The organism is Marinobacter sp. 1_MG-2023 (assembly GCF_030549045.1).
GTDB lineage: Bacteria > Pseudomonadota > Gammaproteobacteria > Pseudomonadales > Oleiphilaceae > Marinobacter.
Genome location: NZ_JAUOST010000009.1, coordinates 34,123 through 47,930, shown reverse-complemented (window position 1 = coordinate 47,930; position 13,808 = coordinate 34,123). Strand labels below are relative to the sequence as shown.

General features: G+C 49.8%; 10 protein-coding genes and 1 tRNA gene. 6 read left to right on the top strand and 5 right to left on the bottom strand.

Going from position 1 to position 13,808, the window contains the following annotated elements:
• The first annotated feature begins 214 nt into the window (after positions 1 to 214).
• Both Q4606_RS17030 and Q4606_RS17025 read left to right on the top strand, forming a co-directional pair.
• Complete coding sequence (locus Q4606_RS17030; protein WP_303608217.1) at positions 215 to 889, top strand: response regulator transcription factor; 675 nt, start codon at positions 215 to 217, stop codon at positions 887 to 889.
• Positions 890 to 998: 109 nt separating this feature from the next.
• Complete coding sequence (locus Q4606_RS17025; protein WP_303597216.1) at positions 999 to 1,394, top strand: response regulator transcription factor; 396 nt, start codon at positions 999 to 1,001, stop codon at positions 1,392 to 1,394.
• A gap of 80 nt (positions 1,395 to 1,474) precedes the next feature.
• Here Q4606_RS17025 and Q4606_RS17020 read toward each other — a convergent pair whose 3' ends face one another.
• Together Q4606_RS17020 and Q4606_RS17015 are read right to left on the bottom strand one after the other, a co-directional pair.
• The gene (locus Q4606_RS17020) at positions 1,475 to 3,256 is read right to left on the bottom strand and encodes an ATP-binding protein (RefSeq protein ID WP_303608216.1); all 1,782 of its coding nucleotides are present in this window, start codon (positions 3,254 to 3,256) and stop codon (positions 1,475 to 1,477) included.
• Entirely contained in the window at positions 3,253 to 5,046 is a 1,794-nt protein-coding gene (locus tag Q4606_RS17015; RefSeq protein ID WP_303608215.1) for a sensor histidine kinase, read from the bottom strand. Before Q4606_RS17015 ends, Q4606_RS17020 begins: the two co-directional genes overlap by 4 nt.
• 280 nt (positions 5,047 to 5,326) lie before the next feature.
• Between Q4606_RS17015 and Q4606_RS17010 the strand changes: the two genes are divergently transcribed.
• Entirely contained in the window at positions 5,327 to 6,463 is a 1,137-nt protein-coding gene (locus Q4606_RS17010; protein WP_303597213.1) for a hypothetical protein, read from the top strand.
• A gap of 219 nt (positions 6,464 to 6,682) precedes the next feature.
• Here Q4606_RS17010 and Q4606_RS17005 read toward each other — a convergent pair.
• Positions 6,683 to 6,759, bottom strand: a tRNA-Arg gene (locus Q4606_RS17005).
• An 86-nt stretch (positions 6,760 to 6,845) separates the two neighbouring features.
• On the opposite strand from Q4606_RS17005, the gene Q4606_RS17000 reads away from it, so the two are divergent.
• Entirely contained in the window at positions 6,846 to 7,553 is a 708-nt protein-coding gene (locus tag Q4606_RS17000; protein WP_303608214.1) for a TIGR04283 family arsenosugar biosynthesis glycosyltransferase, read from the top strand.
• The gene (locus Q4606_RS16995) at positions 7,540 to 8,181 is read left to right on the top strand and encodes a TIGR04282 family arsenosugar biosynthesis glycosyltransferase (RefSeq protein WP_303608213.1); all 642 of its coding nucleotides are present in this window, start codon (positions 7,540 to 7,542) and stop codon (positions 8,179 to 8,181) included. The genes Q4606_RS17000 and Q4606_RS16995 overlap by 14 nt, the downstream gene beginning before the upstream one ends.
• 9 nt (positions 8,182 to 8,190) lie before the next feature.
• On the opposite strand, the gene Q4606_RS16990 is transcribed toward Q4606_RS16995, so the two are convergent.
• Together Q4606_RS16990 and Q4606_RS16985 are read right to left on the bottom strand one after the other, a co-directional pair.
• Positions 8,191 to 11,043: an insulinase family protein gene (locus tag Q4606_RS16990; protein ID WP_303608212.1), complete on the bottom strand. Its 2,853-nt coding sequence runs from the start codon at positions 11,041 to 11,043 to the stop codon at positions 8,191 to 8,193.
• A gap of 79 nt (positions 11,044 to 11,122) precedes the next feature.
• On the bottom strand, positions 11,123 to 11,422 hold the full coding sequence (locus tag Q4606_RS16985; RefSeq protein ID WP_303597206.1) for a hypothetical protein: 300 nt from the start codon (positions 11,420 to 11,422) through the stop codon (positions 11,123 to 11,125).
• 371 nt (positions 11,423 to 11,793) lie between these two features.
• On the opposite strand from Q4606_RS16985, the gene Q4606_RS16980 reads away from it, so the two are divergent.
• Positions 11,794 to 13,779: an SDR family oxidoreductase gene (locus Q4606_RS16980; RefSeq protein WP_303608211.1), complete on the top strand. Its 1,986-nt coding sequence runs from the start codon at positions 11,794 to 11,796 to the stop codon at positions 13,777 to 13,779.
• The last annotated feature ends 29 nt before the right edge of the window (positions 13,780 to 13,808 follow it).

Below are 13,808 nucleotides of genomic sequence, written 5' to 3'. Positions count from 1 at the left end.
TGCGAGCGTGGCTCCCCTTGAAGGTACTTCCAGTCAGGCAGGCATAAAATAGGGCTTTGGTCCCACCGTGATGAGACCAAACCGGCTTTTTTTCCGACTCAGGGATATGGTGACGACTATAGGTATGGGCTATGGTAATAGTCACGACGTGGCAGGGTTTGGAAATGACAGCGAACTTTGTAAGTGATGTTTTTCCGACACTAGGATGGAAGATATGGTTGCAGAAAGGATGTCTGCTTTAGAAGCGACAGCGGCACAGATAGCCGCCGAAGGCATTACCATCTATATCGTGGATGACGATGCGGCTTTCGGAAAGAGCTTGAAACGCTTAGTTTGCGCGGAAGGCTACCGGGCCGAAGTCTTTGCCTCCGGAGCTGAGTTCCTCAGCCGCAGTATTACGGGCCCCGGTTGTATCCTGCTTGATTTTCGAATGTCAGGTATGTCTGGCATTGAATTACAAACCCGCATTCTTCAGGCAGGTATTTCACTACCCGTAATATTTCTCAGCGGTGAGGCCGATATCCCCGTCAGTGTCAACGCCATGAAACAAGGGGCGATCGATTTCCTGATCAAGCCGATTGACCATATTGAACTATTCAGGGCTATCGAGTTGGGGCTTGAGCGCTTTAAATCAATTGAGGCCGCAAACCGTTATAAGGCCTCTATCCTTGACCGACTGGGCAGGCTTTCTGCTCGCGAGAGAGAGGTGCTTGAAGAAGTGGTGAAGGGGCGTCTCAATAAACAAATCGGCTATGACCTGGGTATCGCCGAAAAAACGGTTAAGGTTCATCGGTCCAGAGTCATGGAGAAGATGGAGGTGCGATCCCTGGCAGAGCTGGTCCATTTGTGTCACGACGTCAATATTGGCATCAACCCGGTGTCCGACTAAGAGCGAATTTCCGGGTTGCCGCTTCTCTTGGTGGGACCAAGGGCCTATTGCTCCTGTTGTTCAGATACGTCAATCATCGTACTAACACTAGGCTACTGAGAGTGAATTCGTGGCGCCGACAAGCGATGCATTGATGGTCCATATCATCGACGATGACGAATCAGTGCGAAAAGGCCTTTCACGGCTTATGCGTTCGATGGGGATTCGAAGCCAAGCATATGATGGCTCGGAATGCTTTCTGAATCAGAACTATAAAAGTTTTTATGGCTGCATTCTTATCGATATTACTATGCCCGGAATGAATGGCTTTGAGTTGGCGGCCAGACTGAAAGCAGATGGGATTGCTATACCAATGATAGCGATCTCAGCCAAGGATGATGAAGAAACGAAAAAGTTAGTGAGAGATTTGGGGGTCAAGTTTTTCCTTCGTAAACCCGTTGACGATCAGGCTTTGATTGACGCGATTAACTGGGTTACCCGCAAAGAACAACCAGATGAGCCTTAAGGGCCAATGACAGAGTTATGAGTCCGGAAGATCGCTGCCAGGGGCGCTTCCTTCTGGGTGGCAATTACTGGTTGGCAGAGTTACTCGCGAGCGAGTGGTAACGAAAAAAAGAAGGTGACACCATTCCCCCGATGTTTGCCTGCCCAGACCCTCCCACCGTGTGCTTCAATGATAGTTTTGCAGGTCTCCAGACCAGTTTCAGGACTATGTAGCGTGGAAAGTTGGGTGCTTTCGAAGGTTTCGGGCGATGTCTGCTGACGAATCTCTAAACCGCTGCAAGATATCGAGACTACGGCCTCGTTCTGGTTCACTTTCGCATCGATACTTATCTTCCGGCGGGCTTTTCCAGCGGGTTTTATGACATTAAGGGCATTTATAACCAGATCGAGTACGACCTGCTGGATCTGTGTTTTGATTGCGCGCACTAACAGGTTGTCTTCCATATGAGTCTCTACGGCGACTCTTTTCTGGACAAACTCGGAATTGAGAAGCTCCAGAATTTCCCGAATGCTTTTATCGAGCGAAATACTCTCGGGAGGTATGTCTCTGTGTTGCAGCATAGTTCGTAGCCCATTAACGACAGAAGCTGCGCGTTTCCCGTCATTGACTATGTCCCGCAGTATCTCTTCAATTTCAGTTTTTTCTGCCGTTCCCAATGATATAAAGTGTTGCCCTGCCTGAGCATTCGCCAATATCGCAAACAATGGCTGGATTAGTTCGTGTGCCAGTGAACTTGCGATAGTGTCGGCCTTTATAACCCTGTCGGAAAACCAGACTTGGTTGCGTATAGAATGCAATTCCTCATCCTGCTCCCGGTCCTGACTTAAATCTATAACTATGCAGCCAGTACCTGAGACAGAAGTTCCTGGTCCCGGTATGCAGAAATGAAGCAGATGATAAATATGAATTTTGTTGTTTGATTTATATTTGATTTCTGTTTCTACAAGTGATCTTTTATCCATGGATTCTTTTTCGTTATTGGAAATAATTCTGATTATTTTACTGTCAAATACATCCTCATCAAGAAGGTTGTGGTTTAACTTCTTTCTAATATTAAAAAATTTCTCGAAATTTCTGTTGTAGAATACGTATTTACCGTTAAGGTTTTTGGCGTAAACTCCAAAAGGCAGGGAGTTTAAAATTGTTCTTAAACGATTTTTTTCTCTTTTTCTTGAAAATATAAAATCGATATTCATCATGAATATAAGGGCGGTAAAACCAAAATCACTGGTGTGGAAAAAATTTATCAATCCATGGTTGGTTAAGGTGTTTATTATAGAAAATAGGAAGAAAATAGAGATCGCTATAAAAGATATGTTTGCGCGTTTTCTATAGCCTTGGCGATAGAGGAAATATGTGCCATAAAAACTATATGAAAATGCTGAAATGATTAAAGCCCAATATATTATATGCCATGGGTTCTGCACATTAACACGCATGTCGACAACGATTTCACCCCAAGGGAGTTCAAAAAGATTAAGGGTTGGCCGTTCAGAAAATTGAATGCCGTAGGGGAGCAGGAAATCAGCCGCTATCAGAAAGGCTGTCAATATCAGCATCAGGTAAAGCCAGAGTTTTGACACAAAGCCAGTGAAAGCAGCAATAAAACCGACGTAAAACAGGGAGAAAAGGCATATAAACATTACATCCAAGCGCCGAAGCCAGATCAGCTCCTCAACACTCGATGCGTTATAGGCTGCAGCTCTGGCAATGATGTACCCGAAACTCATTAATGATGCCATGCCAAACAGCAGGTGTGGAATTCGTCGCCTTTTATTGATACCCATGAACAGATGGCTGAGGGCAGAAAATAATGACACTCCGGCCACGAGAAACAATGCTGGCGTCAGAATGTTATTCATTTTGGCGTGTTTGGTGACGGCGAATAAATTGGCATTGAGATATAAAAAGTCATTCCTCTATCACTGTTTTTCTTTGCCCAAATATTACCATTGTGACGTTCCATAATAGCACGGCATACCTCAAGGCCAACTCCCAGACCCTGGGGCTTTGTTGTATAGAAATCTTCAAACACCTGTTCTAATTGGCTGGAAGGTATTCCCTTCCCGGTATCAGCTACAGAAATAACAGCCTGATTTTCTTGTTGAGAGGTTTCGATTTTCAATCGACGTGAACCTGGCGAATTTTCAAACATAGCATCTATGGCGTTTTCGATAACATTAATTAACACTTGTTGTAACTGCGATTCATTGGCTTGTACATAAAGCTCTCTTCCCCCATCCCCATGTACGTATATGGAGTTCAGGGTGAGGTCATTTTCAAGAACCTGAATCACTTCGTTCAGGGTTTTAGATAGGTTCAATATTTCAAATTGTGTTTCCTGCTCCTCCAAGCTTGCTCTCAATCCGTTTATTATTTCTCCAGCCCGTTTCTCATCACGAACAATATCATTAAATATATCTTCTATTTCTTTAATGTCATAGTTTGGGTTTTTAATAAAATTCAAGCCAGCTTGGGCATTGTTAAGAATTGCTGCCAAGGGTTGCCTTATTTCATGGGAAAGTGACTTTACCGACACGCTGGAAGTAACCAGTCTTTTTGAGATGCTAGCATGTTTATTGAGTTTCTCTATTTCTTCAACTTTGCGTAATCTTTCTGAAATGTCATTGAATATTATGGCTGTTTCGTCCCGTGTTTCTCTATTGTTTAGGATAGGGACGCGAGTTATCTCGAAGATTGAAGTTTTGCCATTGATGGGCCATCTAAGCACGGTGTGTAAGTGCGCATTCTGTGTCGCGGTTTGACTTCTAGTAACGTTAGGGCTCTTTGCTTGAAATTGCGTGACGCTTTCCATGGCCGCGACCTGTCCAGACGCAATTACGTCGGCTTGAAGCTTCTTGAAAGCGTTGTTGGAAAATACATTTTCGTTATCGGAATCGTTTATAGCCAGCCCAACGGGGAGAAAGTTGAGGATAGTGATCATGCGATTTCTTTCATTATTTGTTTCTTTTAGCAGGCTTAAACTCATTATGGCGGCGAGAGGAAAAAAGCTGAAATCGCTGGGGAACGTAACTCCGGTTAATTCCAGGTCTATTAGCAAGTCCAGGGCGCAGAGAGGCGCCATCAAGGACAAGGCGGTAAGTGCTACGCGGGCTCTGTAGCTTTGACTGAAAGATTTTATACGAATGCATGCGTAGCCACAGTAGGCCAATGTCGTGAGTACGTAGACTCTCAGGGCAATATTCAAAGGGACATTCAGAGAAGAACGTAAATCCAGGTTGCTTCCCGAAGCCGGCGCAAGCGAAGACAGGAGGGGCAACTCAGAGAAGATCAGTCCATAGGGGCGTATCACGTTAATCATGATGAACAAGCCCCAGCCGGCCGTCAGTAAAAACAGCAGGGGGCGCTTCTTGTATGCTGTATATTCGACAATGAACCAGAGCAGGAAGACGCAGAAAAGGCTGATGCTAACTACCTCGCCTTTTCTGAACAGAACAAGCAGTTCGGCTGTTTCAGCGGTATGCGCCAGAAATCTGAACAGGGCAAAGGAGGCGGCAGACAGGGCAGTCAGGCCGAGAAAGCCGTGGACCTTGTCGCGTCCCTCGTAAAGGGAGTGGCCGATATGTTGAATTCCAGCGAGAATAAAAAAACCCGTTATAACCTGAAGGCTGATGACAAGCCATCCACTCATAGTGTCCATCCTGGGGGAACATGACTAAAAGGCTATCTCTAGCCAGTCAGCCCTCGCGCCTGTATGTCATCTCCTAATATAGCTGATTATATGTAATCGTTGCGGGCCAAAGTTCAGCAAGTCGTGACAAGTTGTCATTTCCTTAGCAAAGCCAGCTTGCGGCTCTGTAGGCTCTGGTGGGGCAAGCATTTCTTTTCCGGTGGGACCAAGGTCCTATGTCTTTCGACCGGGCCGGTGACTAGAGTCTGTGAAATGTCTGCGTTTGGCAGGTTAGCGTTTTATGGAAAATAACTCTGACATGCCGTTCTCTCTCGTCATCGGCGGCCCTTTTTATCGATTGCAAAAGAAGCTCGGCCTTCTGGACGAAGACTTGTTGCCGTCGACAGCTGCAGCTGCAATCTTTGTAGGGATTGTCTGGTTACCATTAGCGCTTCTTTCCGTGGCCGAGGGATCTGGATGGAACCAAGGGGCGGGCGGTAGCGGTTTTTTTCAAGACTACAGTGAGTATGCCCGGTTTATTATCGCAGTATTCACGCTCACGATTATGGAGCGGATTGCAGATCGTCGCACTGGCATAGTGCTGCGTCAGTTTTTGAACGGAGAGGTTATCGATGATAATGAGTATCCTCGTTTCTGCTCTGTATTAAAGAAAGCTGATGAGCGCTCCAGTTCAAACCGGGTCGAGTTTCTACTGTTGATACTTGCTTTCGTAGCGTCGGTGAACGGAGCGCAAATTTACCTCTCGACTATGGGCGACTCCTGGTTTGGGGCGGTTATTGATGGAAGCCTTCAACTGACACTTGCCGGTTGGTGGGGAGTGCTCGTTAGCCTTCCTTTTGTCTGGTTTCTCATGTTGCGCTGGATCTATCGCTTTTCTGTCTGGACGGTATTGCTGAAAGATATTTCACGACTGAAATTGCGCTTGGTTGCCACCCACCCGGACAAGTGTGGAGGTATTGGATTTCTGGCTCTGTTTCCTACTGTATTTTCGATGATGGTGTTTGCGCTTAGCTGCGTGACTGCTGCCGTAGTTCTGCAGGATGTTGTCTATTCGGGCGCGTCGCTCCAGTGGGCGGGCGCCATGTTTTGTGTTTGGATGGCTGTCATTCTGGTGGTTTTTATCGGTCCGCTGATACTGTTTTATCCCGCGTTGTATCAATTCAAAATAAGGGCGCTGATCGATTACGGTGCCGTAGCTACGCGTAAGGCGCGGGCGTCGGAAGCAGAATGGGATGTTTCGTGCCTCGCAGATCTGTCTGCTGGGTATGAAGCCATTCGGTCTATCCATACCGTTCCTGTTAGTTGGGCAACCTTTATCGCATTGATTACTGCAACCGCAATTCCCTGGCTTGCCGTTTTGCTTAGCCAGGTGCCCTTATTGCAACTCCTTTCCACGCTGGCGAAGATATTCGTATGAGCCTGCTAACCACCTAAGTGGGTTCCAGTCAAAAGCTTCATCAAGATATTCACGGACCTTGGCATGGCACTTTGAATTGGGGGCTGTGCCAGGATAAAGGCCAGTGCTACCCCGAGCATTAATGGAATCCTGAGTAGGTGTCGTAACAGTGCGGTGCTGGCTGGAGGCCGGAGATATCACGAGCTGGAGGTTTTTATTAGCTGTCGCGGGAAGAGTAACTGGTGCCCTCGGCAGGACTCGAACCTGCTACCTTCCCCTTAGGAGGGGGACGCTCTATCCAGATGAGCTACGAAGGCGCTTCTTTCAGAAGATCGGTATGATAACGGCCTGAAGCTTACGGCTCAAGGTGTTACCGTGTTTTCTATCTGTATGGGAGTGTGCTTTGTCTGACCTTTTCTCGTTAAGCATCGTTATGCCGGTCTGGATGGAGGCAGAGGGCATTGCCGGTATACTCGAGGCCCTGAAGCCGCTCCGTTCAGCCGGGCACGAGGTGATCGTAGTAGATGCCGGAAGCACGGATGGCACTGCCAGGCTGGCAGGGCCGCTTGCGGATCGGGTGGTTCAGTCTCGAAAAGGCAGGGCCGCTCAGATGAATGCGGGCGCAGCCGTCGCCGAAGGGAGTGTTTTGTTATTTTTGCATGCTGATACTCTTCTTCCTTCTAATGCATCTGATTGCCTGAGTGAATTTTTTCATAGCAACAAAGACTGGGGGCGTTTCGACGTTAGCCTGAGTGGCCAGGGCGTTATGTTTCCGGTGATTGCCTGGTTCATGAATCAGCGATCCCGGTTAACAGGTATTTGTACCGGTGACCAGGCAATGTTCATGCGCCGGGAGGTTTTTGAGGATCTGCACGGGTTTGATTGTTTGCCGATCATGGAAGATATTGAATTTTCCCGCAGGCTCCGTCTGGTTTCGCGCCCTTTCTGCATTCACGAGCCGGTCGTCACCGATAGCCGTCGCTGGGAGCAAAAGGGTGTCTGGCGCACGATTTTTCTTATGTGGCGCTTACGCTGGCGTTACTGGCGCGGTGAATCACCGGAAGCGCTTGTTCATTCCTACCGTTCGGATATTCGAAATGCCAAAGATTGAAGGCTCTGCTGCACTGGTCATGCAATTCGCTAAATGGCCGGAAGCCGGTCGGGTAAAGACCCGCCTTATTCCGGCGCTGGGTGTTTTCGGGGCGCTGAATGCGCACATAACACTTACGCTTGCGGTGCTGGATAACCTTTATGGTTCCGGCCACCCTGTACAGTTCTGGTGGGATAGGAGCGTTGAGACTGTGCCGAGTGACTCGCAGAGCATTGTCCGCACGATTGAGCAACGGAACCTGATCCAGAAAGTACAGCAGGGCGCTAATCTGGGTGATCGCATGTTGAATGCGCTTGGCAATGCCCTGGAGTCCCACCCGTTAGCGATGATTGTCGGTAGTGATTGCCCATCGGTTGAGCCCGGGTATGTGCATCAGGCGTTGGTCGCTCTGGAGGAGTACGATGTGGTTTTAGGCCCTTCAGATGACGGCGGCTATGTGCTGATTGGCGCTCGCCGGGTGGTTCCACACATGCTGGATGATATTGATTGGGGCACTGAGGCCGTTCTGGAGCAAACTTGTGAGCGGCTGAAAAAGCTGGGGCTCAGCGTTGCTTTGCTGGAGCCCCGGTGGGATGTGGATGAGCCGGAAGACTGGGCGCGCTTTCAGCGCCTGGCCGGCGGAACGTAACGCCCGCCTCTACTTGGCAGTAACCGGCGGTTGAGAAAGGACAAGGTCGCGGGCTTCATTCCCGCTCAGTCCTTCGCCTCCCGTCACTGCACGAAGCGCCCGCTCTCTGTTCAGCGCTGCATCCCTGAAAGTGGCCTTCAGCTCTTCAAGGTTTACAGCCTCAACGGCCTCTGCAAGTTTCTCACGGGAGTCAAAGCCATCCGCGCCGCGATCAATCTCGCGCCAGTAGCGCCCTGAAATCTCACCCAGCTGCCGATCCTGTTCCAGTATGCCACTGATTACTGCCTGCTTTTCACGCTCAAGGCGCTCCGCACTCAGTGCGTTTAGGTCCGCCTCAAAACCTTCAGTGAACTCGCGAACCGCTTGGTCGATCGTTTCCTGGGTGGCAGTGGGGGATTGAACAATAAAACCCAGAGCAGGAGTTTCGAGCATTTCAAAGGGTGTGGCGTAGACAATGTAGCCAAGCTGGCGGGTGGTGCGGATGTCTTTATAAAACGGGCTGCTGATAATCTGCGCCAACAGACGGAAGCGGGCGCGCTCTTCAAAGCTGGTGTTCTTGCCCTGCATATAAAGTGTGTATCCGGTGTCCGGGTGGTCTACGTTCAGGGATACCAGCATTTCCTCTGCGGGCAGCTTTCGCATGCGGCTGCGCTCAACCTCTACAAAGTCGCTTTTGCCCAGAACGATGGCATCAATCTGTTGTGCCAGGTTGAGTGTGTAGGCTTCTGTAATATTTCCATGAGCCATGAGCACCGGGTCGACTTGTGAGAGTAGCGTCTCGGCGAAAGACCTGAGTTCATCGAGAGTAACCTCTCTGGCGGCCTGCAGTTTTTCTTCGGTGCTCCAGGTGTCTTCCATCAGGGCGGTCTGAATGAATTCCGATGTTTGTTCAACTGGCCGGTCTTTGGCCTTGTTTTTCAGGCCGTCAATCATGTTTTGTCGGGCGATATCAAATCGCTGGCGGGTGATATCCGGCGCCGAAACCTGCATAAGGATACGATTCATCAACGTATGCAGTTTGTCGCTGTAGCCGCCAACGCGCACAGTAACACCGCGCAGGTGCGGATAGATGCTGTAATCCAGCCCGGCGAGGCGTGCAGAGTAAGCCCAGGCGTTGAGATTGTTGTTGATGCTGTCCACCAGTAGCCTCGTAAGCACGTGGCTGCGCGCAGATACCCGAGCCGCGGGGGTACGCAAGCTGAAGAACACGTTGGCTTTTGGCGTATTGAAACGAGTGTCCCGCGCAAACCAGATAGCCATGCCCTCCTGGTTGCCCAGCAATTCGGGTTTGCTCATGGTCTTGCCAGGCACCATGGCCAGGTTTTCCGGTACGAACGGATTGGGTAAGGGTAATTGAAGGGCTTTTGCCATTGCGCTCGGGGCGTCAGTCCGCAGAGCTTCCGTATCGAGAGGTTCGATTTGCCAGGGTGTGTCATACCACTGCGTAACATTCGGATTCTTCAGTTCGAGCTGCGGGGCTAGCAAATAGGCCATGACGTTGTCCGGAGTCAGCCTGGAAAGAATCTCCTGGTACTGGTTCGGTGCGTAGCGATCCATCAGCCAGGGCGCGCTGAGGACATCCTCTGCGGGATAGTCCTGGAGTTGGCTCGACAGCCGCATGACCTCGTGCATGGGCTCGCCCCGTTCGCGAAAGCGAAAGTCGATTTGTGTCAGCCGCTGCATCTCGTCGAAACGCTGTTGCTTTATACCTTGCTCACGAACAATGTCGATGTACCGGAATACCAGAGGCAGAATTTCTTCATGCCGTCTCAATCCCTCAGGCGTAAGCGCAATACTGATGTCCAGTGTGGCGTTTTCGCCTGTATCCATGCCAATGCCTGCTGACAGGCTATCTGCCAGGCCGTTCTTCTTGAGGACATCAAAAAGACTTCCTGACCCTTCATGGCCCAACAGGTTGGCAATGTAGCTGGCCGGCTTTGTACGGTAATTGTCTTTTTGAGATGAAATCGGGAACGACAGGGTGAGGCTGCGAACATCCTTGATCGCTTCTGCCGTTACTTTCGCGGGCAAGACAGTTGGGTCCAGCAGCGCTTCGGTGTGAGCTTTTGGTTCCAGGTCACGGTTTTCAATGGCGTCAAAACGAACCCTCACCATGGCTTCAAGCTCGTCCAGTGGCTGCGGCCCATAAACGGCAAGAGTCATCAGGTTTGCGGAATAATGGGTTTTCCAGAACTCAATCAGATCGGGCCGAAGAGGGTTGGTGTCTGTGTTCTCCAGCGTGGTCAGGTTGCCGACAGCAAACTGGTGGAAAGCGTGCTCCGGATTACTGGCGGCTTTCTTGACGGAATAGAAGCGGCGGCCGTCTTCTTTTTGTTTCGCACTAAATTCTGAATGAACGGCGTTGCGTTCGCGATCAACAAGGTCAGCTGTAAAGAGGGGCGCCGCAAATTGCTGGGCAAAGCGATCCAGCGCCGGCTCGAGATAATCAGCCTGGATGTCAAAGAAATAGTTGGTATTACTAAACGCGGTAAAGGCGTTATGGCTGCCGCCGTGGCTTTTGATGAATTGTTGATACTCACCTGGCTCTGGATACTTTTCAGTGCCCAAAAACAGCATGTGCTCCAGGAAGTGTGCAATGCCTTCCCGCTCTTTCGGGTCATCGCCACTTCCGACTGCGACGTTCATGGAGGCAGCGGCTTTGTCCGCGTCTTTGTCAAAGACAAGAATGGCCCGCAGGCCATTATCCAGTTCAATGAAGCGGTATTGGTTGTTATCGTTCGGGCTTTTTTCCGGTGTCTGTGCCGCAATAGCAAGCGAGCTGACGAATAACAGCAACAGAAGCGCAAATGCATTCGCCGTTAGCACCTTTACTCTTGCATTCAAGTAAATACCAATTCGCATAGGGCCTCTGTTATCCGTTAAGGAGCTTCTGGAAAGTGTCTGTGAATGTACGATCTGGCGCAGAAATGGAGTGCTCAATTTAATGCATCATTGCCTTTCGGGTATTCTCCGGTTGCTGATCCAGTGTCTTGCGGGCGAGTTCTGTGGCTTTTTCGCCGTCAAGCTGGCCCGAAGCGATTCGTTCCAGCACGGTTGCCATGATCGCGACGGATTGACGGTAATCGGCAAACTCTGCCTGAAACGCCGTGTCGATAGCCTCGTAAACCGCCTGAATTTTTTGCTCCCGGTCACCTGAGTTCTCTGCCGTGTCGTTGATGGCTTTCAGGCAGGCTCGGGCAATGGCGATGTAGCGCTCAGTATTCGGGTTGTCATTCTGCATTGTCTGGTTTCCGGATATCGCTGGTCTGTGAAAAGAATTGACGCCTGAATCGGCAACAAGTTCCGGATTATCGCATTGCTGGCTGACTGTTTCATTGCTTTGTGGTAATTAGGCAATGAGGAGGGCACGCCCGAATTACTGTGCTAATCTCAAGTTCTTCATGTCGACAAAAAGTACAGGCAGAGCGAGAAGGTTTTAGAGCAATTGCTCTATTTAAAACAACAGGTTACAGAGCAAAAGCTCTAATAAAGACCGATACATGAAAGCTGCATTTAGTTACAATGCCGCCTCACTTGGCCAATATAAGACTTTAGTCTAATAAGGTCGGTGTTAACAGACAACAACAGAGCATTATGCAGGGTGGATTATCAATGAATTATTTCCTGACCGGTGGTACGGGGTTTATTGGCCGTTTTCTTGTGGAAAAATTACTGGAAAGGGGCGGCACGGTTCACCTGCTTGTGCGCGAGCAGTCTGCGGGAAAGCTCGACGCACTCAGAGAACGCTGGGGTGTTGACGAGTCCCGTGTCAAAGCCGTGTTCGGCGACCTCACCCGGGAAAACCTGGGCATTGATGCCAAAGCCCTGAAATCGCTTACAGGAAAGGTTGATCACTTTTTCCATCTTGCAGCTGTCTATGACATGGGTGCAGATGAGGAGGCTCAGCAGGCTACGAATATTGATGGCACCAGAGCGGCAGTTAATGCTGCGGATGCTATAAAAGCAAAACACTTTCATCATGTTTCTTCTATTGCCGCAGCAGGTTTGTTCAAAGGTATTTTCCGCGAAGACATGTTTGAAGAAGCTGAAAAGCTGGATCATCCCTACCTGATGACCAAACACGAATCTGAAAAAGTAGTTCGTGAAGAGTGCAAAGTGCCGTTCCGTATATACCGCCCGGGCATGGTGATCGGTCACTCGGAAACGGGCGAAATGGACAAGGTCGATGGCCCTTACTATTTCTTTAAAATGATTCAGAAAATTCGTCGCACACTACCGCAATGGGTGCCGACGATTGGTGTTGAAGGGGGCCGCCTGAACGTTGTCCCTGTAGACTTCGTCGTTAATGCTCTGGATCACATCGCACATCTGGAGGGCGAGGACGGCAATTGCTTCCACCTCGTAGATTCTGATCCTTACAAAGTGGGTGAGATTCTTAACATATTCTGTGAGGCCGGCCACGCACCCAAGATGGGTATGCGTATTGACTCCCGCATGTTTGGTTTTGTGCCACCGTTTATTCGCCAAAGCCTGAAAAACCTGCCCCCCGTAAAGCGAATCACTAGCGCTGTGCTGGATGATATGGGCATTCCACGCTCAGTGTTGTCTTTTATAAATTATCCCACCCGCTTCGATGCTCGTGAAACCGAGCGCGCGCTGAAAGGCACGGGTATCGAGGTTCCGCGCCTTGAGAGTTACGCACCGGTGATATGGGATTTCTGGGAGCGCCATCTCGACCCGGACCTGTTCAGGGACCACACGCTGAAGGGCACGGTTGAAGGCAAGGTCTGTGTGATCACCGGCGCAACGTCCGGTATCGGTTTGGCGACGGCAGAGAAGCTGGCGGAAGCTGGTGCTATTCTGGTGATTGGTGCTCGTACCAAGGAAAAACTGGACGAGGTGGCAGCATCTCTGGAAGCCAGGGGTGGCAATGTGCATGCCTACCAGTGTGATTTTTCCGACATGGAAGATTGCGACAGGTTTGTAAAAACTGTGCTGGATAACCACGGTCATGTTGATGTTCTGGTGAACAATGCCGGGCGCTCCATCCGTCGTTCATTGTCGTTGTCATTCGATAGATTCCACGATTTCGAGCGCACCATGCAACTGAACTACTTCGGCTCTGTTCGCTTGATCATGGGGTTTGCACCTTCCATGCTGGAGCGGCACCGTGGTCACGTGGTTAACATTTCCTCCATTGGCGTTCTTACCAATGCGCCACGCTTCTCAGCGTATGTGGCTTCAAAATCGGCGCTGGATGCCTTCAGTCGATGCGCGGCGTCTGAATGGTCGGACCGTAATGTAACCTTTACCACCATCAATATGCCGTTGGTTAAAACGCCAATGATTGCACCTACCAAGATCTACGATTCAGTGCCTACTCTTTCACCGGAAGAGGCAGCGGATCTGGTGACGAACGCCATTGTTGAACGTCCCAAGCGTGTTGCTACACGTCTTGGTATTTTTGCCCAGGTTCTCCATGCATTGGCGCCGAAGATGGGTGAAATAGTAATGAATACAGGGTATCGGATGTTCCCGGATTCCTCTCCGGGCGTAGGCGGCAAGTCTGTTGAAAAGGCTAAGGTATCTACGGAGCAGGTTGCATTTGCAGCCGTTATGCGAGGTATTCACTGGTAAGCAGCATTTGTCGCAGCATTGAATCAAAA

Bases quoted from the DNA above. Each gene is read 5' to 3' on its own strand.
- Q4606_RS16985 (WP_303597206.1), bottom strand. From the start codon at position 11,422: ATGCAGAATGACAACCCGAATACTGAGCGCTACATCGCCATTGCCCGA.
- Q4606_RS17010 (WP_303597213.1), top strand. From the start codon at position 5,327: ATGGAAAATAACTCTGACATGCCGTTCTCTCTCGTCATCGGCGGCCCT.
- Q4606_RS16990 (WP_303608212.1), bottom strand. From the start codon at position 11,043: ATGCGAATTGGTATTTACTTGAATGCAAGAGTAAAGGTGCTAACGGCG.
- Q4606_RS17030 (WP_303608217.1), top strand. From the start codon at position 215: ATGGTTGCAGAAAGGATGTCTGCTTTAGAAGCGACAGCGGCACAGATA.
- Q4606_RS17015 (WP_303608215.1), bottom strand. From the start codon at position 5,046: ATGAGTGGATGGCTTGTCATCAGCCTTCAGGTTATAACGGGTTTTTTT.
- Q4606_RS16995 (WP_303608213.1), top strand. From the start codon at position 7,540: ATGCCAAAGATTGAAGGCTCTGCTGCACTGGTCATGCAATTCGCTAAA.
- Q4606_RS16980 (WP_303608211.1), top strand. From the start codon at position 11,794: ATGAATTATTTCCTGACCGGTGGTACGGGGTTTATTGGCCGTTTTCTT.
- Q4606_RS17020 (WP_303608216.1), bottom strand. From the start codon at position 3,256: ATGAATAACATTCTGACGCCAGCATTGTTTCTCGTGGCCGGAGTGTCA.